This window comes from Solibacillus sp., from assembly GCF_040273735.1.
Taxonomy (GTDB): Bacteria; Bacillota; Bacilli; order Bacillales_A; family Planococcaceae; genus Solibacillus.
The window spans coordinates 374,965-394,481 of record NZ_JBELZM010000001.1 but is presented as its reverse complement, the minus strand read 5'-3'; the positions used below and the strand labels follow the sequence as shown (position 1 = coordinate 394,481).

Annotated in this window: 26 protein-coding genes; 10 read left to right on the top strand and 16 right to left on the bottom strand. The window is 40.9% G+C overall.

Annotated features, from left to right (window positions below; translation table 11 throughout):
• Positions 1-12 precede the first annotated feature (12 nt).
• Both ABS917_RS01935 and ABS917_RS01930 read right to left on the bottom strand, forming a co-directional pair.
• On the bottom strand, positions 13-267 hold the full coding sequence (locus ABS917_RS01935) for a YqkE family protein (protein ID WP_350477424.1): 255 nt from the start codon (positions 265-267) through the stop codon (positions 13-15).
• Positions 268-288: 21 nt separating this feature from the next.
• A complete protein-coding gene (locus ABS917_RS01930) occupies positions 289-1,467 on the bottom strand; it encodes an acetyl-CoA C-acetyltransferase (RefSeq protein WP_350477423.1) in 1,179 nt (392 codons plus the stop codon).
• A 184-nt stretch (positions 1,468-1,651) separates the two neighbouring features.
• Here ABS917_RS01930 and ABS917_RS01925 point away from each other — a divergent pair, with 184 nt between their 5' ends.
• Positions 1,652-2,605: an alpha/beta hydrolase gene (locus ABS917_RS01925; RefSeq protein WP_350477422.1), complete on the top strand. Its 954-nt coding sequence runs from the start codon at positions 1,652-1,654 to the stop codon at positions 2,603-2,605.
• Between the two features lie 107 nt (positions 2,606-2,712).
• On the opposite strand, the gene ABS917_RS01920 is transcribed toward ABS917_RS01925, so the two are convergent.
• Together ABS917_RS01920 and ABS917_RS01915 are read right to left on the bottom strand one after the other, a co-directional pair.
• Complete coding sequence (locus ABS917_RS01920; protein ID WP_350477421.1) at positions 2,713-3,183, bottom strand: S-ribosylhomocysteine lyase; 471 nt, start codon at positions 3,181-3,183, stop codon at positions 2,713-2,715.
• Between the two features lie 143 nt (positions 3,184-3,326).
• Complete coding sequence (locus ABS917_RS01915; protein WP_008408061.1) at positions 3,327-3,548, bottom strand: YneF family protein; 222 nt, start codon at positions 3,546-3,548, stop codon at positions 3,327-3,329.
• 237 nt (positions 3,549-3,785) lie between these two features.
• On the opposite strand from ABS917_RS01915, the gene ABS917_RS01910 reads away from it, so the two are divergent.
• The 6 genes from ABS917_RS01910 (at position 3,786) to ABS917_RS01885 (ending at position 7,493) form a co-directional block, all read left to right on the top strand.
• Positions 3,786-4,139: a lmo0954 family membrane protein gene (locus tag ABS917_RS01910; protein ID WP_350477420.1), complete on the top strand. Its 354-nt coding sequence runs from the start codon at positions 3,786-3,788 to the stop codon at positions 4,137-4,139.
• Between the two features lie 12 nt (positions 4,140-4,151).
• A complete protein-coding gene (locus ABS917_RS01905) occupies positions 4,152-4,778 on the top strand; it encodes a PspA/IM30 family protein (protein WP_350477419.1) in 627 nt (208 codons plus the stop codon).
• A gap of 66 nt (positions 4,779-4,844) precedes the next feature.
• Positions 4,845-5,519: a cell wall-active antibiotics response protein LiaF gene (liaF, locus tag ABS917_RS01900; protein ID WP_350477418.1), complete on the top strand. Its 675-nt coding sequence runs from the start codon at positions 4,845-4,847 to the stop codon at positions 5,517-5,519.
• Positions 5,516-6,541, top strand: coding sequence for a sensor histidine kinase (locus tag ABS917_RS01895; protein ID WP_350477417.1), 1,026 nt, complete (start codon positions 5,516-5,518; stop codon positions 6,539-6,541). The genes liaF and ABS917_RS01895 overlap by 4 nt, the downstream gene beginning before the upstream one ends.
• Positions 6,534-7,163, top strand: coding sequence for a response regulator transcription factor (locus ABS917_RS01890; protein WP_350477416.1), 630 nt, complete (start codon positions 6,534-6,536; stop codon positions 7,161-7,163). The genes ABS917_RS01895 and ABS917_RS01890 overlap by 8 nt, the downstream gene beginning before the upstream one ends.
• Positions 7,164-7,175: 12 nt before the next feature.
• Positions 7,176-7,493: an acyl-CoA dehydrogenase gene (locus ABS917_RS01885; RefSeq protein WP_350477415.1), complete on the top strand. Its 318-nt coding sequence runs from the start codon at positions 7,176-7,178 to the stop codon at positions 7,491-7,493.
• A 343-nt stretch (positions 7,494-7,836) separates the two neighbouring features.
• Here the strand turns inward: ABS917_RS01885 and ABS917_RS01880 are convergent, their stop codons facing one another.
• The 3 genes from ABS917_RS01880 to ABS917_RS01870 all read right to left on the bottom strand — a co-directional run bounded on the left by ABS917_RS01880 (position 7,837) and on the right by ABS917_RS01870 (position 9,447).
• On the bottom strand, positions 7,837-8,268 hold the full coding sequence (locus ABS917_RS01880) for an iron ABC transporter substrate-binding protein (protein ID WP_350477414.1): 432 nt from the start codon (positions 8,266-8,268) through the stop codon (positions 7,837-7,839).
• A gap of 28 nt (positions 8,269-8,296) precedes the next feature.
• Entirely contained in the window at positions 8,297-8,998 is a 702-nt protein-coding gene (locus ABS917_RS01875) for a tetratricopeptide repeat protein (RefSeq protein ID WP_350477413.1), read from the bottom strand.
• Positions 8,999-9,117: 119 nt separating this feature from the next.
• Complete coding sequence (locus ABS917_RS01870; protein WP_339198385.1) at positions 9,118-9,447, bottom strand: heme oxygenase; 330 nt, start codon at positions 9,445-9,447, stop codon at positions 9,118-9,120.
• A gap of 121 nt (positions 9,448-9,568) precedes the next feature.
• Between ABS917_RS01870 and ABS917_RS01865 the strand changes: the two genes are divergently transcribed.
• The 3 genes from ABS917_RS01865 to ABS917_RS01855 all read left to right on the top strand — a co-directional run bounded on the left by ABS917_RS01865 (position 9,569) and on the right by ABS917_RS01855 (position 13,239).
• On the top strand, positions 9,569-11,011 hold the full coding sequence (locus tag ABS917_RS01865; RefSeq protein ID WP_350477412.1) for a bifunctional metallophosphatase/5'-nucleotidase: 1,443 nt from the start codon (positions 9,569-9,571) through the stop codon (positions 11,009-11,011).
• A 140-nt stretch (positions 11,012-11,151) separates the two neighbouring features.
• Complete coding sequence (locus ABS917_RS01860; RefSeq protein WP_350477411.1) at positions 11,152-11,682, top strand: NfeD family protein; 531 nt, start codon at positions 11,152-11,154, stop codon at positions 11,680-11,682.
• Positions 11,683-11,700: 18 nt separating this feature from the next.
• Positions 11,701-13,239 carry a flotillin lipid rafts scaffold protein FloT gene (locus ABS917_RS01855; RefSeq protein ID WP_350477410.1) on the top strand — a complete coding sequence of 513 codons (1,539 nt, stop codon included), beginning with the start codon at positions 11,701-11,703 and terminating at the stop codon, positions 13,237-13,239.
• 58 nt (positions 13,240-13,297) lie between these two features.
• Here ABS917_RS01855 and ABS917_RS01850 read toward each other — a convergent pair whose 3' ends face one another.
• The 9 genes from ABS917_RS01850 to ABS917_RS01810 form a co-directional block, all read right to left on the bottom strand.
• A complete protein-coding gene (locus ABS917_RS01850) occupies positions 13,298-14,368 on the bottom strand; it encodes a branched-chain amino acid aminotransferase (protein WP_350477409.1) in 1,071 nt (356 codons plus the stop codon).
• A 134-nt stretch (positions 14,369-14,502) separates the two neighbouring features.
• Positions 14,503-15,183, bottom strand: coding sequence for a hypothetical protein (locus ABS917_RS01845; protein WP_350477408.1), 681 nt, complete (start codon positions 15,181-15,183; stop codon positions 14,503-14,505).
• Entirely contained in the window at positions 15,180-15,674 is a 495-nt protein-coding gene (locus ABS917_RS01840; RefSeq protein WP_350477407.1) for an ECF transporter S component, read from the bottom strand. Before ABS917_RS01840 ends, ABS917_RS01845 begins: the two co-directional genes overlap by 4 nt.
• Positions 15,661-16,089: a bifunctional adenosylcobinamide kinase/adenosylcobinamide-phosphate guanylyltransferase gene (locus ABS917_RS01835; protein ID WP_350477406.1), complete on the bottom strand. Its 429-nt coding sequence runs from the start codon at positions 16,087-16,089 to the stop codon at positions 15,661-15,663. Before ABS917_RS01835 ends, ABS917_RS01840 begins: the two co-directional genes overlap by 14 nt.
• Positions 16,032-16,637, bottom strand: coding sequence for a histidine phosphatase family protein (locus ABS917_RS01830; RefSeq protein ID WP_350477405.1), 606 nt, complete (start codon positions 16,635-16,637; stop codon positions 16,032-16,034). Before ABS917_RS01830 ends, ABS917_RS01835 begins: the two co-directional genes overlap by 58 nt.
• Complete coding sequence (gene cobS / locus ABS917_RS01825; RefSeq protein ID WP_350477404.1) at positions 16,610-17,383, bottom strand: adenosylcobinamide-GDP ribazoletransferase; 774 nt, start codon at positions 17,381-17,383, stop codon at positions 16,610-16,612. Before cobS ends, ABS917_RS01830 begins: the two co-directional genes overlap by 28 nt.
• A 12-nt stretch (positions 17,384-17,395) precedes the next feature.
• Positions 17,396-17,938 (bottom strand): bifunctional adenosylcobinamide kinase/adenosylcobinamide-phosphate guanylyltransferase, encoded by a 543-nt coding sequence (locus ABS917_RS01820; RefSeq protein ID WP_350477403.1) that lies wholly within the window; start codon positions 17,936-17,938, stop codon positions 17,396-17,398.
• Between the two features lie 70 nt (positions 17,939-18,008).
• Positions 18,009-18,950 carry an ABC transporter substrate-binding protein gene (locus ABS917_RS01815; RefSeq protein WP_350477402.1) on the bottom strand — a complete coding sequence of 314 codons (942 nt, stop codon included), beginning with the start codon at positions 18,948-18,950 and terminating at the stop codon, positions 18,009-18,011.
• Positions 18,937-19,497, bottom strand: a complete 561-nt coding sequence (locus ABS917_RS01810) for a hypothetical protein (protein ID WP_350477401.1) — start codon at positions 19,495-19,497, stop codon at positions 18,937-18,939. Before ABS917_RS01810 ends, ABS917_RS01815 begins: the two co-directional genes overlap by 14 nt.
• Positions 19,498-19,517 lie beyond the last annotated feature (20 nt).

The following is a 19,517-nucleotide window of genomic DNA, read 5'->3' as shown; positions in this document are numbered from 1 at the left end:
CTTTAGATTCTGCTAAAATTTCGAACCTTTGTCTCCGTATTGATTTAACAGTTCTTCAAAGCTCATATTTTTCTCGCGTTGTTTGCGTTCGAATGCTGCTTTCGCCAGACGTTCTTCTTCTTGCGCCTTTTCGTCTGCCACCATTTCCTGCTTCGCTGCCTTTAGCTTGGCCAATACATCGCCGCCTAACTGATCAGCCAATGTTGCCGCCTTATCTTTTGGAAGCTCGAATTCATTCGCCGTTCTTTGCTGTTTCTTTTTTGCCATCATTTTCACCTACATTTAATTTTAGCGTTGTACAATTGTTGCAACACCTTGCCCGCCACCAATACATAATGTTGCAAGACCTAATTTTGCATCCCGTTTTTGCATTTCATGTAATAATGTAACCAAAATGCGTGTTCCGCTTGCCCCGATTGGGTGACCAAGTGCAATTGCCCCGCCATTTACATTTAGTTTATCATGATTGAACGCCAATTCGCGATCAACTGCAATCGCCTGAGCAGCAAATGCTTCATTCGCTTCAATCAAATCCATTTCATCCAATGTTACATTCGCTTTCGACAAAGCTTTTTTCACTGCCGTTACCGGTCCAATCCCCATTACAGAAGGATCAACCCCTGCGCTGGCATTTGCAACAATTGTAGCAAGTGGTGTAAGACCTAATTCAAAAGCGCGCTGCTTTGACATAACAACAACTGCTGCAGCTCCGTCATTAATTCCGGATGCGTTCCCTGCAGTAACCGAACCGTCTTTCTTGAAGGCAGGTCGTAATCCGTTTAATTTTTCTGCTGTTGTTCCATGTTTCACATATTCATCTTGTGAAAAAATAACCGGCTCCCCCTTGCGTTGAGGAATTTCTACAGGAACAATTTCTTCAGCAAATTTATTAGCGGAAATCGCTTCCGATGCACGGGCTTGAGAACGTGCTGCAAATTCATCCTGTTCCTGACGAGAAATTTCATATTGATCACATAGATTTTCAGCAGTTATCCCCATATGGTAATCATTAAATGCGCACCATAAGCCATCCTGAATTAATGTATCGATAAGTTTTTGATCTCCCATGCGGAAACCTTCTCTTGCATTTCGCATAATATATGGTGCTTGACTCATATTTTCAAAGCCTCCAGCGACAACTACTTCCGCATCCCCGGCAATAATTGCCTGTGCTGCTAAATGAACGGCCTTTAAGCCTGAACCACATACTTTATTAATTGTCATCGCTGGAACTGTGTATGGAAGACCCGCTTGTATACTTGCCTGTCTTGCCGGGTTTTGACCTAAACCTGCTGCGAGAACATTCCCCATAATAACTTCATCAACTGTTGATGGATCTAATTGAACACGATTCAATGCTTCTTTTATTACAATACTCCCTAAAGCCGTAGCCGAAATATCTTTTAATGCCCCTTGAAAAGCACCAATTGGCGTACGTACTGCACTTACTATTACAACTTCTGTCATGAATATATCCCCCTTTATTGTGAATGGTCCCTTTGTGAGCAAATATAATCAATTACTTGCTTACAAAGATTTTATCAAATATTCTGCATTTTTCACACAAAAGTTTCCAGTAATAAATAGATACATATTAGTTGATTTATCCCAATAATTCATCGAATATTAAATTAATTAAGGAGTGATTTTCATGAAAAAACGTACACTGTTTTTATCTGGCAGTATTGTAACAACGCTGCTGGCAGCTGCTACAACGATCACTGGTGTCGTGATGACAAATCACATTATGTATATAAAGAAAAAGGACGATGCCTTCATCCGCGAACGCGAAATTGCGGCAAAACGCTTTGATGAAGCATGGTATGAAGGCTGCCCGAAAGAAATTTTACTGATTGATTCTCCAAATGGCTATAAAATAAGCGGCATCTATTTAAAACCTTTGGAAACGAAAAATACAGTCATCATCTGCCATGGCGTCACTGAAAATAAAATTAACTCGATGCGCTATGCCCGAATGTTTGAACGGCTTGGTTTTAATGCATTTGTATATGATCATCGCCGTCACGGAGAATCTCAAGGAAAAACAACAAGTTACGGCCATTACGAAAAATACGATTTACAGGCAGTAGTCGAAACGATCCGAAATATCACCGGGGAAGATGCCCTGCTCGGTATTCACGGGGAATCAATGGGTGCGGCAACGACACTGCTCTATGCAGGCACGTTATCAGATAATGCGGATTTCTATGTTTCCGACTGTGCTTTTTCGAATTTCCCCGAGCTTCTAAAACAAATCTTTGAAAGTGTTGTACCGATCGATTCGAAATATACACTTCCTTTCGCCGACTTTTTCATGCGAATCCGCGACGGCTATTCCGTAAAAGAAGTAATGCCGGTTGATGCTGTAAAACAAATTCAAAAGCCCGTCCTCTTTATTCACAGTACACCGGATGATTTCATCCCTTCCTCAATGACCGAAGAACTGTTCGAACTAAAACCCGAACCTAAAATGCTGAAACTGTTTGAAAAAGGAGAGCATGCGAAATCATTCAACGATAACCCGGGTGACTATGAACAAACGGTAGCCAAGTTCCTGCATGACTATGTACCGGCATACCGCAATACAACAGATTCTTTAATCTAAAAGAAATAAGCACTTTCTGTTCATTTATTGAACAGGAAGTGCTTTTTCGTTTGGAGACCGGAACACAAAAAAGCCCCCAATTAAATGAGGGCACTACACGTTTCCTATTAATCATTAAAAACGATATGCCATTCACCGCGTTTGGCTAAAAATTCTTTTGCCAACTGTTGCGCACCTTCTAAACTATGGCTTGCCGCCCAACCGCATTGGACTTCATTGCAGGCAGGAACAGAAGTCGCCGCCAACACATCCTGAACGGTCTTTTCCAAAATTGCCAACACGCCTTCGTAGTCATCATAGTTCATAAAGGAGACATAAAAGCCTGTTTGACAGCCCATTGGCGAGATATCGACAACCGCGTCACTATGATTGCGGATACGGTCTGCCATTAAATGTTCCAGTGAATGAAGTGCCGGCATTTCCATATGCTCTTTGTTCGGCTGCTTAAAGCGGATATCATATTTTGTCACGACATCGCCCTTCGCCCCTTCTTTTGTGCCCGCTAAACGTACATACGGTGCGACCACTATCGTATGATCCAAATCAAAGCTCTCTACATTCGTTTTCTCTGTTGCCATTTTCTTCCCTCCAATACTTACAATCTATATAAGGATAGACTAGATTATTTTTCTTTTCAACAAAATATTCTGAATTTTTGTTTGCAGAAAATAAAAACTACCTTCTTCACTCAATAGAATGCGAAAGGTAGTCCAACTTTTCATTATTTATCTTGGAATTTGTTCATTTGAGCCATCATTTGACGCACTTGTTTTTCAGACGGTTTACGTCCCATTTGTGCCATCATCACGCGAATCATTTGTTCATTAATTGGCGGGTTTTCTTTTAAATACTTCATCATATATTGACGAGCTGCGTAGAACCCAATTGCCACGCCCCCGATTAAAGCTACGACGATAAGTGTAATTCCTAACCATAAAGCCATTTTGTCCAACCTCCTCCACTACTTATGTACCGAGAAAAACTCTCCAACAAGCATTATACAATAAAAGTTATTACGTTTCTATATATTTTAACTTCTCCAGAGAGAAGTTAAGTCATCCATATAACTGTCTGAGTCCGTCTCAGTCTCGAGACCTAGATGAAAATACGGTAACAGGTCGTTATCGGATTTTTAAATCCACGGTAACATGAACATATCAACTACAAGGAGGAACACATAATGAAAAAGTTTTTCTTATATTCAGCGGCTTTTATCACAGCGATCATCGCACTTTGCCTGCTCGCGCCAGTAGCCGGCTTATTAATCTCAGGAGCACTTCTGGCAGCAGGTCTGCACTATTACACAGAAAGTAAATCTACTTTCGGAAAAGTAATGAGCCTTGTTGTCGCTTTAGCCGGTTTAGTAAGTGCCTTATCAAACATCCCTGGCTTTATCGGTTTAGCCGCAATCGGTGTATTGTTTTATCTTTATAAAGCACGTAAAAACGAAAAGATTGAATTTTTACCAGGCAAAAAAGAGCAAGAAGATCCATTTACAAACTTTGAACGTGAATGGGCAAATTTAAACAAATAGGAGCGATGGACAATGAGAAATTTATTTACAAAATTCAAATATTCAATTCAGGCGGATTTACATGATATGTTTGACAAAAAGGTCGATAAAAACCCGATTAAAATGCTGAACCACTATATTCGTGAAGCAGAAAAACAAACTGAAGAAACTGGAAAATTGCTTGCGCGTCAGGCTCAGCTGAAAAAAGAGCTGGAACTCCAACTTTCACAAACGATTGAAATGCTTGAGAAGCGTGAAAACCAGCTTTTATTGGCTCAGTCAACTGAAGAGGCTGAACTGATTGTGTTTGCACAGGAAGAAGTAACGGCTTACACTGCCAGAAAACATGCCCTTCTTTCAAGCATTGATGCCGCGAATACAGAATACTTTGCACTGGAACGCAAATTCGAAACGATGAAACATAAAATAAAAGACATGAAAGTGCGCCAACTACAGCTGATGGGCAAAGAAAATGTCGTACGTGCCAACCACCAGATGGATAAAGTTCTCACATCGGACAATGCCGATAATTTCGATGAACTATCAACTTATATTGATGAATTATCTGAAAATATCGAGCGTAAATATGAAGTAACCTCTTTTGAAGCTCGATTGGCGCAGCTTGAAAAAGAACAAAAACTCATAGAACAACCAAAATAATGATATAATGCGTAAAGGAGAAGGCACCGTGCTTTCTCCATTTTGCACGTTATAGGGGGAGGCACTATGCCGAAAATTACATCTGACCAGCTTGCAATTATCGCGATTAGTATGGCACTTGTCGTATTGATCGAATTGACACTTTTCAATAATGGCACCGTGTTTTTACTGATTTTAGGTGCACTGTTTCTATTTTTCAGCTTTAAAAAGAAGAAGCGTTATTTATTATGGACGGGACTCGTTCTATTATTCTTTGCTATTATTAATATTTGGACACTGCGCCTTTTAATCATTGGTGTGCTTGTCTTTCTTTTATACCAATACTTAACGAAAAAAGAGCAAGTGATGGAAATTAAAAGTCACTTTGCCAATACATCGAATCAGAATCAATTAATCGGAACTACGGGGGCTCCGACAGAAAGCTATCATTGGAAAGATGTTCATATTCAACGCTTTATCGGCGATATTACAATCGATGCGACCGAAACCATTTTACCAAACGGGAAGTCGATTATCGTGATCCATCAATCTCTCGGAAAAGTACGGGTTATCGTGCCTTACGAAGTAACAATTCAACTTCATTACTCCACTTTATACGGTGAAGCAACCTACCTGCATTATGCGCCAAAGCAGTGTATTAATGAACAGCTCCTTTTTGAGGATGGGGAAATGGATGCAAAACGTGTCCTTGTCGTTTATGTGACATCTTGGATTGGCGATGTGGAGGTGCAGCGCGGATGATTGCATTTATTTTACGCTTTTTTATACTCATTATGGTTTTTGCGACTTTTGCCATGAATATTTTCGTTTTCCTGCTCGGCCAGCCGCAAGAAGAGACCTGGCGCTTTTTATGGGAAAGTGATGAGTATACAATGCCGATTGTTGCCGTGATCGCCATTATCGCAACAACGACGAGCTTCTTTATTTCATTATGGATATCGATCGCATTAAAAATAAAAGAAAATCAGATGACCCGCATTGTGAAAAAAGTAGCGGAGCCAGATTTTGCACAAAAATTTAAAAAAGCAAACGGCTCATTAAAAAAGGCATTACGTGAGACGAATGAATTAATTGAAACACAGCGGACATCTTTGCAGCGGTTATCCAATGAAAAAGTGGAAACTAATGACGCCATCGTCCAGGAGCGGCTCCTTGCAGAACGTCAGCGTCTTGCTCGCGAACTGCATGATTCTGTATCCCAGCAGCTGTTTGCGGCATCCATGCTTCTCTCCGCGCTTACAGAACAGCGTCAAGATGAATTTGCACAAAAGCAGCTGGGGCAGGTGGAGAAAATCGTCCAGCAGGCACAGCTCGAAATGCGCGCGCTTCTCCTTCACTTGCGCCCTGTTGCCCTTCACAATAAAAGCTTGGCGGAAGGTTTAGAAGATCTGATTGTAGAATTACAGGAAAAAGTGTATTTCAATATTGATTACCAAATTGAAGAAATCGGATTATCGAAAGCGGAAGAAGATCATTTATTCCGAATTGCACAAGAAGCTTTATCAAATACATTACGGCATGCTAAAGCAACAGAAGTCGAACTGCTATTAATTGCACGCGACCAGCTGGCGATTTTGCGTATTCAAGATAATGGCCTAGGATTTAATGTGGATGGAGATAAAACGACTTCTTACGGTCTGCGCAATATTGCCGAACGCGCTGTCGAAATTGGCTGCACGTATAAAATTGTCTCTGTACCGGATGAAGGTACAATTGTCGAGGTTAAAGTTCCGCTTAAAAAGGAGGAACAAATGAATGATTAAAGTTGTCATAGTAGATGATCACGAAATGGTTCGAATCGGGGTTGCCGCCTATTTATCGGCACAACCCGATATCGAAGTCATCGGTGAAGCAACAAACGGCGAGGAAGCGATCGAAACAGTGCTTTCGCTAAAACCGGATATTGTGCTGATGGATAATGTGATGCCGATCAAAACGGGTGCTGAAGCGACTGCCGAAATTCTGACGCAATGGCCGCAAGCAAAAGTAATGATTGTCACGAGCTTTATCGATGACGATAAATTATACCCGGCACTTGAAGCAGGTGCTGTCAGCTATATACTGAAAACGAGCAACGCCAAACAAATTGCCGACGCAATCCGGAAAACGATGGCCGGGGAAACCGTTCTTGAACCGGAAGCAACGACACGGGTAATGGCCCGTATGCGCGGAACAGCCCCTGCCCTGCATAACCATTTAACAGAACGGGAAATGGAAGTTCTGTTATGTATGGCTCGCGGCCTTGCCAATCAGGAAATAGCAGAAGAACTGTTTATCGCATTAAAAACAGTGAAAACCCATGTCAGCAATATTTTAAGTAAACTCGAAGTGCAGGACCGCACACAGGCTGTCGTCTATGCATTTCAAAACGGATTAGTAAAGTAAGGAGAATTATTTATGACATTTACGTACGAAAACTTTGCAAAGGACGGGACACTTACATTACTGGATCCCCTCTTCACCCTATTGCTGATTTTCTCGGCTTTGTTCATCATTGTGGTGCTGCGCTTTGCGATCAATCCTAAAATCATGTTATTTATTGGTGCGCTGATTATATTATTAAGTGCGCAATTGCAGTCTATTGGTGGAATTTTAGCGGATGAGTTGAATTTATCCAGCTCCCCTAAAAACTTTTACATTCTTATAGCAATCGTTGTAATTTGGGTTGCGATGATCGTGTTTACGTTTGTGAAGGATAAAAAGAAGAAAAAGTAATGAATGTGAATGCTGAGGCTGTCCTAGAGTTGATAGATAACTTTAGGGCGGCTTTTTTGGGGTGAAGGGTTGCTATAGAGTCGCCGTACTTTGATTTATTAGAACTTTTTCTAGTTTATTAGCAGATCTAAGAGACTTATTCGAACTTCTGACAGCGATATTAGAAAATCGGAGACACTTATTAGAAGATCCGCAACATATATTAGAAAACCAGTGATATATTAGAACTTTTTCGGTTTTATTAGAACTTCCAGCACGGTTATTAGAACATTCAACCCCGCGCACCCAACCCCATGAAAAAAAGCCCACGCACGCTTCCACCAAAGCGTTCGTGAGCCCCATACTATTTCAGGTCATTCAATATTGTAAACAGCGATTGTTTAGCATCGAGCAACTGCTCATGTGCCTGTCCCTGCTGTTCCGCGCTTTCCGCTTCATAAAATGCAGCCAATGCCTCATCGATTTGTTTGTAGGAATCAAAAAGGTTCTCATCATCCACTTTTTTATTGCCGAAAATATCAATGAACATGCTTAGCTGATATTGAAAGTTTTTCTCGTACATCGTCAGCACATGCTTATTGTCATCGACCTTCACTTCATCGTTCAATATATACGTTTGGAAATCAACCAAATCCAAATACGCTTTTTCCAGCTCTGCCGCATATTGCCCCTCTTTGTCGTTCCCTTTATTCCAGTCAAGAATCTGAATAAAAATGAGTAAAAATAAAATGATCGTTAAGTATATCGAAATACCTTTCCAAGATAAAAACTTCATACTTTTTCCTCCATCTACAGGTGCTTGGTTAATTGAAAAGATATTCTTTCAGATTTTCCAATGTTGAATCAATGCCTGAACGCAGCGATACCTGGTCTTCGCGGCACGCCTCGATTGCTTTTTCAATTGTAATTAACGCATTTTCCAAAAACGGCTCGGCATTCAAGTCTTTGTAAAGCTGTGTTAAAACGAGTGCCTTATTCCAGTACCATCTTGCGTTTTCCGGATCCAGATCGATCGCCCGCTCAATATAGACCATTACATCAAACGGTGACCAGTTAAAGCGGTTCATCGTCTGCCCTGCAATCCCGTAATACAATGCCTTATTTGGATGATGCTTCACCGCTTCCATAAAGCAGTGCACACTTTCATCATAATGGTGCGCCATTAAAAAAAGGTGTCCCTGTACATAAAACGACTGTGCTTTCCTTTCAGCATCCGCTGTCCGTGCATCATGTTCAAGCTGTTTCACTTTTTCCGAAAACTGCTGTTCATCTTTAATTGCCCGCAGTTGTTCAACCTCGTCATTTTCAGGATAGCTTTCATTGGCACGTTCTGCACTTTGCGGAATCTGTGCTGTGGGCTTCGGAAATTTCTCATACTCGTATTTTTCAAAAACAGTCAAAAATTGCGTTGCCTGTTTATTTTCACCGCTCTGTAATTGGCGTTTCGCTTCTTCATAGCATTTCAAAAACTGCCCGTCGTAAAAATATTGCTCCATATTCGACATTTAAAACACCCTTCTGTTTTCATTCACTATTTGTTAAAACATAAGCTCTGTATGTATTTTAATAAGAGTATGTATAGCATAAAGGTGCCCTAACGAAAACATTAGGACACCCCTTAACACTATTTTGAGATTGTGCCTGCCACTTCGGCGATCACTATTTGTGAACCAAGCATTGGTGATTCACCTTGGTGGCCTCCGCCTTCACCTTCAGATGGACGTTTATGTGATTGTTTGAATGCATCACTTTCACGCCATACAGCAAAGCTTTCTTTTGAATCCCAGTACATGACAACGCTCATTTCGTCATATTCTTCAAATTGTGTCGAAACTAACACTTCCACCTTTTGGAAACCCTCGAATTCCTGTAATGGGCCTGGTTGTACAAATTTTGGGGCCATTTTTTCAGCAAAACCTTTTTTTACTTGAATACGGTTTGTTACAGTAATCATAATTACCAACTCCTATAATTTAGCGTAAACTACTCATATATTTATTTAAGCACTTTCAGAACTGTCGCGCAATAATTCACGCTATAATAAGGAAAATGAAATATTAAAGGAAGTTTTCTCAATGAAATTTACTATTATTGCGACAAGCGATATCCATGGACATACCGAACGCTTTTCACAGCTTGCGCAAATGATTTCTGCTAGACAGCCCGCTTTGCTAATCGATAATGGCGATTTTTTGCAAGGCAGTCATTTAAGTTATTATTACGATTATATTGTCCAGGAACAGCACCCGCAAATCGAACTTGCGAACACACTTGGCTATGATGTTGCAGTTTTCGGAAATCATGAATTCAACTATTCTACCGAAAATATTCAAGCGATCCGCAACGCCTCCAATTTCCCTTGGATTGCCGCAAATATTCCAGGGTTTGCCGAACCATATTTTATTAAAGAAATAAACGGTCTACGGATTGCTGTCATAGGGATTGTGACACATTTCACAAAAAACTGGGATGAATGTGAATCGACAAAACATCTGCACTTCGAAAACGCATTTGAATGTGCGAAAAAAACCGTTAAGCATGTCCGCGAGATTGAACAGGTACAGCTTGTCATTTTAAGCTATCACGGCGGTTTTGAACGGGATATTCATAGCGGTCACCTTATAGATCTGGAAGAAGGCGAAAATGAAGGCTATCGTATGCTTCATGAAATAGAAGGCATTGATCTATTCATTACAGGACATCAGCATTTGGAAATTGCCACAGTGGCAAACGGTGTCACGGTCGTACAGCCGGGAGCAAATGCACATTGCTTTGCGCAAATCGATGTCACTGTGGAACATGGTAGGTTTTCTTTTGAACCAGCTATCGTCCAAGTTGATTCCACATTAAAAATGCAGTCTTTTCCCGAATTTGAGGCGTGGAAAAAACAACAAATCGGAACAGCGGGTGAAGCGCTGAATTATCCGGACTTTTTTACGCCCCGTAAAAAAATGACCGCGTATACACAATTGCTTCATGATATGCAGCTCCATTACACCGGTGCCCAAATTTCGGTCATCGAACTGCCCTACCATGCACAAGGCGGCTTTCCGGGAAAAATAACCCGTGAACACGTTTTACATAATCTTCCTCGACCTAACCGACTGCTCGTCATTAAAATGACAGGAGCTGAAATCCGCCGGGCGATTGAACAAAGTGCAGCTGTCTTTGCGCTAAATGATAAAGGTGTAATTGATTTTAGTATGGTCGTGTACTACCCGGAGCCCCAGCCGTATATTTATGATTTGTGGGGTGGCATTGATTACGCAATTGATTTACGTCAACAGGCAGGTCAACGTATCACGAAGCTAACTTTTGAAGGAAATCCAATTCGGGATAATGAGATCTTTGAAGTTGCCGTCAATAGTTACCGTGCAACAGGTGCGCACCAAATGCCAATGTTTAAAAAAAAGCCTGTTCGTGAAGCCGATAAATTCATCCCCGAATTAATGATGGAATACATAGAAAAGAACAGTCCGCTAACCGTTCAGATCAAAAACGATTTCCAACTGAAATAAGCCCCCTCCCCTCTAGGCATGATGTATGTCAATCACTTGAATTGGCATACATTTAATATTTCCGGAAAATAATAAACTTTTTTGAAACTTTTTTCCATTTCATCCGTAAATTAATTAAATAGCATTAAGGAGGTGGCAACTTGTTTGGTTATTCCATTGAAACCATTTATTTAATCATCTTAATCGTTATTGGGTGTTGCACTATTCTTTACTTATTTTTTGCAGATGTTGCGGATGTGTCCATCGATGGAACACCATTTTTTGACCCAGCTGTAATCCTTTCGTTTATTACATTCACTTCGGCTGCGGGCTATTTGCTGGAACAGTTTACTGGCTTGACAAGTTTCATCACATTCATCATCGCTCTTATAATTGCGAGTTTATTGACAGCACTTCTCTATTTTTTCCTGCTTGTTCCTTTACGTTCAGCGGAGGTGTCCCTTGCCTATACAGATGAATCGCTTGAAGGTCAGGTTGGAAGAGTGATTGTACCTGTTCCTCTTGAAGGTTTTGGGGAAATGGTGATTAAAACGGCAAACGGCATTATTTCAAAGCGTGCAGCAAGTTTTCATCAAGTAGAGATTCCATATGACACGCAAGTATTAATTATTGAAATGCAGGGTGGTACAGCAATGGTCGCGATTTATGAGAAAGAAGAACTTCATTTTTAGAAACAGGGAGGAATTTTCATGTCAGGTTTGGCAGGTATATCAGGAATTTTAATAACAGTCGGGGTAGTCGTATTTTTAATTGTCGCTCTTGTAGCGGTCTATATTATGAAATATCGTACAGCCGGTCCGGATGAAGCATTAATCGTAACAGGTAGTTATTTAGGAAGCAAAAATGTACATACCGATGATTCAGGAAACCGCATTAAAATTATTCGCGGTGGTGGTACATTTGTATTCCCGGTTTTCCAGCAGGCGAAGCCACTTAGTCTACTTTCAAGCAAATTGGAAGTAACAACTCCGGAAGTTTATACAGAGCAAGGTGTTCCAGTTATGGCTGATGGAACAGCCATCATCAAAATCGGTGGTTCAATTTCAGAAATTGCAACAGCTGCCGAGCAATTCTTAGGGAAAGATAAACAAGAACGCGAAAGTGAAGCACGCGAAGTACTGGAAGGTCATTTACGTTCGATTTTAGGATCGATGACAGTTGAGGAAATTTACAAAAACCGTGATAAGTTCTCACAGGAAGTACAACGTGTCGCATCTCAGGATTTAGCGAAAATGGGCTTGATCATTGTATCATTTACAATTAAAGATGTTCGCGATAAAAACGGCTATTTGGACTCTCTAGGTAAGCCACGAATCGCTCAAGTGAAACGTGATGCCGATATCGCAACTGCTGAAGCAGACAAAGAAACACGTATTAAACGTGCTCAAGCAGCTCAGGAAGCACAACAGGCAGAATTAGAGCGTGCTACTGAAATTGCGGAAGCGGAGAAAAATAATCAGTTAAAAGTGGCTGAATACCGTCGCGAGCAGGATATCGCAAAAGCCCGTGCCGACCAGGCGTACGAATTGGAATCTGCACGTGCTAAACAGGAAGTAACAGAACAGGAAATGCAAGTACGAATCATTGAACGTCAAAAGCAAATTGAATTAGAAGAAAAAGAAATTCTACGTCGTGAAAAGCAATATGATTCAGAAGTAAAGAAAAAGGCAGATGCGGACCGTTATGCGATCGAACAAAACGCAGAAGCACAAAAACGTAAAGAGCTTGCGCAGGCAGATGCGGAGAAATACCGTATTGAAGCACAGGCACAAGCTGAAGCAGAACGCATTCGTTTAGACGGTCTGGCGAAAGCAGATGCAGAGCGTGCACAAGGTACAGCTGAGGCAGAAATTATCCGTCTGCGCGGTCTTGCGGAAGCAGAAGCGAAAGAGAAAATTGCAGAAGCGTTTGAACAGTACGGTCAGGCGGCTGTCCTTGATATGATTGTTAAAATGTTACCAGAGTACGCTAAACAAGTTGCCAGCCCACTTTCAAATATCGACAAGATTACAGTTGTTGATACAGGTGGCGGTGCAAACGGCGGCGCTGGTAAAGTGACGGGTTATGCGACTGATTTAATGGCCGGTTTACAGGAAACGTTAAAAGCCTCTTCCGGTATTGATGTGAAAGAACTTATTGAAACATATGTCGGAAAAAATGCATTTGAAAAATCGGCAATAATTCCTCGCGAAGACTTTTCACGAGTTGAAGAAGTCCTAGAAAAATAATTTAGGCAATAAAAATACAGCATTCTTCCATAACGGAAAATGCTGTATTTTCTTTTTATTAAATTTTAACCGTCCAACCGAATGGATCTTCTACTTTACCGTATTGAATGCCTGTTAATGTATCGTAAAGCATTTGCGTTACTTCACCGATCTGGCCGTTGTTGACAGAAATGACTTCATCCAGCCATTTCAGCTCCCCTACCGGCGAAATTACAGCTGCGGTTCCTGTACCGAATGCCTCTTCCAGTGTGCCGTTTTTAGCCGCTTCTATAACTTCTTCAAAAGCAACTGCCCGCTCTTCAATCGGAATATTTTTTGATTTTAATACTTGAATCATAGAATCGCGAGTAATGCCAGGTAGTATACTGCCGTTTAATGCAGGTGTAATTACTTTTCCTGAAATTTTAAAGAAGATGTTCATACTGCCGACTTCTTCTACGTATTTATTTTCCTTGCCGTCCAGCCATAATGTTTGAGAATAGCCTTGTTGCGCAGCAATTTCTGAACCTTTTAAGCTCGACGCGTAGTTCCCGGCTGTTTTTGCTTCACCAGTACCGCCAACTACGGCACGCACATATTGCTGTTCTACTAAAATTTTAACCGGGTTAATGCCTTCTTTATAATAAGAGCCAACCGGTGACATGATAATCATAAATTTATAGCTTTTCGCAGGATTTACACCTAAATAGCTTTCTGTCGCAATAATAAATGGTCGAATATAAAGTGATGTACCTGGCGCTGTCGGAACCCACTCGCGATCTACTCGAAGTAATTCTTTTAATGCTTCCAATGCAAAATCCTCATCAATCGGCGGAATGCAAAGGCGTGCATTGGAAGAATTTAATCGCTGGAAGTTACGGTCCGGGCGGAATAGCTGGACTTCACCATCTTCTGTCATATATGCTTTTAAACCTTCAAATACCGCTTGTCCATAGTGGAATACCATCGCAGCAGGACTTAATGTAATCGGAGCATATGGTGTAATCGTCGCATTATTCCATCCTTTTCCATCTTCATAATCCATAACAAACATATGGTCAGTAAAAATCTTACCAAAACCAAGCTGTTCTGCAGGTGTTTTTTGTTTTCTATTTGTTGATAACTCAGTTGTAATTTGGTATGTTGTCATAATTTCAGACTCCTTAACTAATTTAAGTTGATACACTCTATCATACCACTTTATTTTTAGAAAATTTAGTATTTTTTAATTTCCGTCAAAAAATATTTTTTTCCAGCAGTTCCATTAGTTTTCGAGCAAATTCCTTAACAATCATTCTTTAACTTTATAAATTTTCTAACAGGAGCTGTCATGTTAGTTTTAAACATTTCTTCATGCGCTCTTTTTACAGCAACTAACACTGCACATGATGGACCTGCCGAACCGGTTAAATCGACATCTGCTGTATAATTTTCTCCGATAAAGCGTGTAATTTCTACCCCGATTCCTTTAGAACCTGTTGGCCATATCGCTTGGATCATACCGTTGACCAATCCTTCATACAACTCATCTAACTGTGCTATTTTGTGCGGATTTTCTATCACATCATTTCCGACAAGCGGTTCGCCGACGACATAAAATCCGCAATTGATCATATTTCGTTCGAATTTTTTTTTCCCAAGCATTGTGAGAGAGACAGCTGACTGAAGCGACTGGAAATTCGTTTCACTCGAGCCCATTAAAGGGGGCATCTCAAGCCCCATTTCGGAAAATGCCTTTTTAAACCCTTGCTCGTATTCCGTCCAGACATCATCGCCCGAAAAATTGGCCATTAATAATTGAACCGGAACTGCGCCTGCGCAAAGTTGCTCTAAAATAGCGGTACGAGCTGTAAAATAAGCGGTGATTTCATTGGGTACCTGTACAATATCATGCTCTTTTGTGCCGATACACCCGGAATTATCGATGGATACGACCAACCCGTTTACTTCTATCGCATTTCTCATACATTAGCCCCTACCCGCTGCACGACCGTTTTCAATACAGGCATAACAAGTATTGCGATAAGACAGTTCACAGCTGTTGCAATTGTTAAAGAGGCAATTGAGCTGATATAAAAAGCCGGAGAAATAATAAAATAAAACGGAATCGGTGCAATGACACCATTTGCGAAAATTACAAATAGCCATTTTAAAATATGAAAGCCTTTTTGGTGCATAATCGCAAAAACTGCAACTATAATAAACATTTCCGCTGCAATTAATAGATGTAAAATGCCTAGCGGAAAACCGGATGTAAGACCTGTCGCGATATGTCCGAGTGCTCCTGCCGTTCCCGCAAAAACTGGCGGTAGAAAGATTGCGCTAATAAGAGCCGGGGCAGAATCGAGTGCAGCTGTTCCTACTATCCCTACCGGCACTTTAATAAAGCTCCCAATCACGCAAATTGCCGCAATTAATGCTGTTAAAATAATCAGACGTAATTTAGTTTTGTCCATGAGAATCTCCTTTTAAAATTTGTGGGATGCCGTACCATACACGAATAACCGTCTGTGCTTCATTACAGAGCTTCTGATAAAGCCGGCCGCAAGTATCTCTTAATTGTCGAGCTTCTTTTTCAAGCGGTACAACGCCGCGGCTCGTATCTGTACAAATACAAAACAGTTCTGCCCTGCCCGCTATTTGAATAATCTGTTCGAAAATTTGCTGTGCCGCCTTTTCTTCCGGTTCTTGAAGATACGGTAAAATTATCTGTTCAAAATTACTTAATATGTAGCGCTCGTTTTCTTTCATACTTTCCAATTTTGGCAGGTATCCTTCACAGACAATCAGTTCTTTTGCCGGTAACTGTGCAATCAGTTTTTCTGCATATTTTCGTTTACCGTTATGTGCGCCTCCGAGTATAACGTACATCTCGCACCTCCTATGAATTCATCTATCGTATCCCAGCCCATTGTATAAATCGTACGATGATTGGCCACTGTTTGCTGAAAAGTCTGTTCCTTCATTCCGTATAAGGCAAGTAATAATCGAATTACTCCTCCATGTACGATGAATGTATATTCTTTCTTTTCATTTACAACCCCATGAAAGCCATTCAATACGCGCTGCTTGAACTGGAAAAATGTTTCTCCGTTCGGAATCGGATTTTCAAGCGGTTCATCAATCCAAGCTTGGTATGTTTCATTATGCTGTAATTGTTCATATGTACACATTTCAAAGTCCCCAAAATGCAGCTCACGCAAATTTTGAGAAGCAATAAATTCGGCATTCGGAAAATAACATTGTGCAGTCTCATGGCATCTCCGCAAATCGCTCCCATAAACAATGCCAGGCTGTAGTTCAATCTCAGCTTCCACTTTTTTCAAAATCGGCTCGTCTGTCCAGCCAATATATTTGCGTTCCACATTTGCTTTCGTTTTTTCGTGCCTGATTAAATGCACAGTAATATCGTTAGCCATAGTACAACCTCCAACCCTTCACCGAGTGCACCGAGTAAATCACCTGTTACACCGCCAAAATGTTTCTTAGACCAATTCCGGTAAATAGCAACGGTGAGCAGCATCACGACCACTAAGACAAACAAGCTGAAAACGCCAATGTAAAACCAGCATACAAATGCCAGGAGACTTTGTACGCCAATTAAAACAGCAAGCTTATTTTGAATGACGATCCCTTTAAAATAAGCAGCAAGTCCCTTTTCCTTTGCAGGCTGCATCGTCACAAAATAAAGCAGCATCCCCATTCTTGCAATAAATGGTATGAAAATTAAAAGCGGCACAATCGACAAATGACCATGCAACAGCATTTCATAAATAACACCGATTTTTAATACGAGTAAGCAAAAAACACTAATAACCCCAAAAGCGCCTGTACGCGGATCATCTAATATCTCCAGCCGTTTCTGCTTTTCTCCATAAGAAAAGAACGCATCGCTCATATCGATCCATCCGTCTAAATGCAGTCCCCCTGTAAGGGCGATCAACCCGATAACAATTAAAATCGCCAACAGCAAGTCCGAAATCTCACTATAACGAGATAGTATAAATACACCAATACTAATTATGGATCCGATCAGCAATCCGACAATCGGCAAAAATCCATACATCCATGTAACAGACTTGGCATTCATATCCAGCTGTTTTTTAATCGGCACCGCCGAAAAAAATTGCCACGCTAATAAAAAACCGCTCCAACTATTTTTCAACTTGTTTCCTCCTTACTTCCAACGCTGTACAAGCTGAAATTGTACTTCATATGCTTCATCACTGTTTTGTACAATCCATTGGTGAAGCTCTCCCAACAATTTACGATAAAGATTTACCTCATCATATTGTGAAGGCAATTCATCCAGCACTTCATTTGATACAACTATTATTGTAGCACCTTGCTTCCGCCAAGTTAGCAATTGCTTTTGCATCGATCCGATACAATTATCGATATATTCGCTACTTTCATTTTTTTGTTCGTATGTATACAGTACATTCGAAAGCCATGTTGTCACACATTCAAAAAGCACAACTGCATCGTTTGAAAGCTGCCGGATTGCTACAGGAACTTCAACTTGCATTTCCACTGTGGTCCAGTTGGCATTCTGATTTTCACGATCCTGCTGATGGCGGACAATCCTTTTTTTCATTTCCTCATCAAAGGATACGCCTGTCGCAACATAGTAGAGCGTATTGACTTCACCTAACCGCCTTGCATATTTCTCTGCAAAAGCACTTTTCCCGCTGCGTACGCCACCCGTTATAAAGATCAAGCGTCTCCCTCCTCATCCTTGTATGTAAAAAGAACATGCCTAAACTAAGGCATGTCCTTCTATTCTATACTTATTTAAACAATTCCGGGTATACTGATTGCGCCATAATTTCTACCGCTTCACCAATTCGTGGTCCAGGACGTGACATAATATCCCCATCCACTAAATAAACTGCCTTGTCTGTGACTGCCTGTATTTTATCCCAGCCTGTACGTCCTAAAATTTCCTCAACTGCATTTTCCATATACGTTGCAGGTGTAATAATAATTTCAGGATTACGAGTTATAACATCTTCTTCCGTCACACTGATCCAGCTCTTCTGATCAGCAAAAATATTTTCAACATTTGCGTGATCCATTATTTCCTGCTGGAACGTACTGCTGCCGGTAGTCCAAAGATCCGGAGCTGGCGATACTTCATAATAGGCTTTTTTCTTCGCATCGATATCCGCTGTTTTTTCCTGTACTGTTTCGATTTGCGCCTTAATGTCAGCTACAACTTCATCCCCTTTATCTTCGACACCCATTACTTCAGATAGCTGGATAATATCCGAATAAACATCATCAAATGTCGCCGCAGAGGCAATTACAAATACTTTTAAACCTGCATCTTCCAATTGGGTAATTTGTGTTTCATCTCCGATTGTGTAAGCAATCACGACATCCGGATCTAATTCAACAATTCGTTCTGCATTAATGACTGTAGAAGTGGACACACGTTCAATTTCTTGTGCGGCTTCCGGATATGTATCAAATTCTGTAGCACCGACAATTTGTTCTCCAACGCCCAGTTCAAACAAAATTTCTGTATTGCTTGGTTGCAGGGAAATAATCGTTTCCGGTACTTCTTCGAATGTCACTTCAACACCACGGTCATCTACAACTGTATAGGGAGCGCCATCATTTTTGGATGCATTATTAATGTCCTTTTCTGTTTTCCCCTCATCTGATCCACATGCTGCCAGTAATAATGTTGCCGCTAAAGCAACGACCCATTTGTTATTTGATTTCATTTGTTGTAACTCCTTTTTTCTTTTTCGTTGGATAGGATTTTGAGATAAATGAAATTTCATCTTGTTGATGCTGCTGATTCATAAAGACCGCCATGACAAAAAATACATTGGCCAGCAACCCGAGAAAATCAAACAGAATTTCATCCACTTCTCTTTCTTCACTTACTTTATGTAATGCTCTGTAAGACTTTTTCGCCTCACTCCGGCAAATGTGGAGTCTCGCGGCACTTTCAATACCTTGGGGCAGCACAAATTGCTGAATCGTTTCCCCGACTTCATCTACATAAAAGTCGTATCGATCGCTTAGCCATTGTATATCCTCTGATGTAATGGCCAATTTACCTCGGACCGAACCATTGGCATGATAAGCTAACGGTTGTATCTTCCTTAAGTCTTCCAGAACGACTTGACCGGATGCATCATCAGCTAACGTTGGAAAGACTGTCCCGATTCGCGTCGTCAAAGAATCGGTGCGGATTTCATAATCGACGCAGCAAGATTTTTCCCGCATAAACGGATAACAGGAAAAACGGATATCCTTTTTCATATAATTCTCCTCACTTCAAG

Bases quoted from the DNA above. Each gene is read 5' to 3' on its own strand.
- ABS917_RS01935 (WP_350477424.1), bottom strand. From the start codon at position 267: ATGGCAAAAAAGAAACAGCAAAGAACGGCGAATGAATTCGAGCTTCCA.
- ABS917_RS01905 (WP_350477419.1), top strand. From the start codon at position 4,152: ATGAGAAATTTATTTACAAAATTCAAATATTCAATTCAGGCGGATTTA.
- ABS917_RS01915 (WP_008408061.1), bottom strand. From the start codon at position 3,548: ATGGCTTTATGGTTAGGAATTACACTTATCGTCGTAGCTTTAATCGGG.
- ABS917_RS01865 (WP_350477412.1), top strand. From the start codon at position 9,569: ATGAAATTTACTATTATTGCGACAAGCGATATCCATGGACATACCGAA.
- ABS917_RS01815 (WP_350477402.1), bottom strand. From the start codon at position 18,950: ATGAAATCAAATAACAAATGGGTCGTTGCTTTAGCGGCAACATTATTA.
- ABS917_RS01920 (WP_350477421.1), bottom strand. From the start codon at position 3,183: ATGGCAACAGAGAAAACGAATGTAGAGAGCTTTGATTTGGATCATACG.
- ABS917_RS01810 (WP_350477401.1), bottom strand. From the start codon at position 19,497: ATGAAAAAGGATATCCGTTTTTCCTGTTATCCGTTTATGCGGGAAAAA.
- ABS917_RS01930 (WP_350477423.1), bottom strand. From the start codon at position 1,467: ATGACAGAAGTTGTAATAGTAAGTGCAGTACGTACGCCAATTGGTGCT.
- ABS917_RS01925 (WP_350477422.1), top strand. From the start codon at position 1,652: ATGAAAAAACGTACACTGTTTTTATCTGGCAGTATTGTAACAACGCTG.
- ABS917_RS01830 (WP_350477405.1), bottom strand. From the start codon at position 16,637: ATGGCTAACGATATTACTGTGCATTTAATCAGGCACGAAAAAACGAAA.
- liaF (WP_350477418.1), top strand. From the start codon at position 4,845: ATGCCGAAAATTACATCTGACCAGCTTGCAATTATCGCGATTAGTATG.
- ABS917_RS01880 (WP_350477414.1), bottom strand. From the start codon at position 8,268: ATGAAGTTTTTATCTTGGAAAGGTATTTCGATATACTTAACGATCATT.
- ABS917_RS01855 (WP_350477410.1), top strand. From the start codon at position 11,701: ATGTCAGGTTTGGCAGGTATATCAGGAATTTTAATAACAGTCGGGGTA.
- ABS917_RS01885 (WP_350477415.1), top strand. From the start codon at position 7,176: ATGACATTTACGTACGAAAACTTTGCAAAGGACGGGACACTTACATTA.
- ABS917_RS01840 (WP_350477407.1), bottom strand. From the start codon at position 15,674: ATGGACAAAACTAAATTACGTCTGATTATTTTAACAGCATTAATTGCG.
- ABS917_RS01895 (WP_350477417.1), top strand. From the start codon at position 5,516: ATGATTGCATTTATTTTACGCTTTTTTATACTCATTATGGTTTTTGCG.
- ABS917_RS01870 (WP_339198385.1), bottom strand. From the start codon at position 9,447: ATGATTACTGTAACAAACCGTATTCAAGTAAAAAAAGGTTTTGCTGAA.
- ABS917_RS01910 (WP_350477420.1), top strand. From the start codon at position 3,786: ATGAAAAAGTTTTTCTTATATTCAGCGGCTTTTATCACAGCGATCATC.
- ABS917_RS01850 (WP_350477409.1), bottom strand. From the start codon at position 14,368: ATGACAACATACCAAATTACAACTGAGTTATCAACAAATAGAAAACAA.
- ABS917_RS01875 (WP_350477413.1), bottom strand. From the start codon at position 8,998: ATGTCGAATATGGAGCAATATTTTTACGACGGGCAGTTTTTGAAATGC.
- ABS917_RS01845 (WP_350477408.1), bottom strand. From the start codon at position 15,183: ATGAGAAATGCGATAGAAGTAAACGGGTTGGTCGTATCCATCGATAAT.
- ABS917_RS01835 (WP_350477406.1), bottom strand. From the start codon at position 16,089: ATGTACGTTATACTCGGAGGCGCACATAACGGTAAACGAAAATATGCA.
- ABS917_RS01890 (WP_350477416.1), top strand. From the start codon at position 6,534: ATGATTAAAGTTGTCATAGTAGATGATCACGAAATGGTTCGAATCGGG.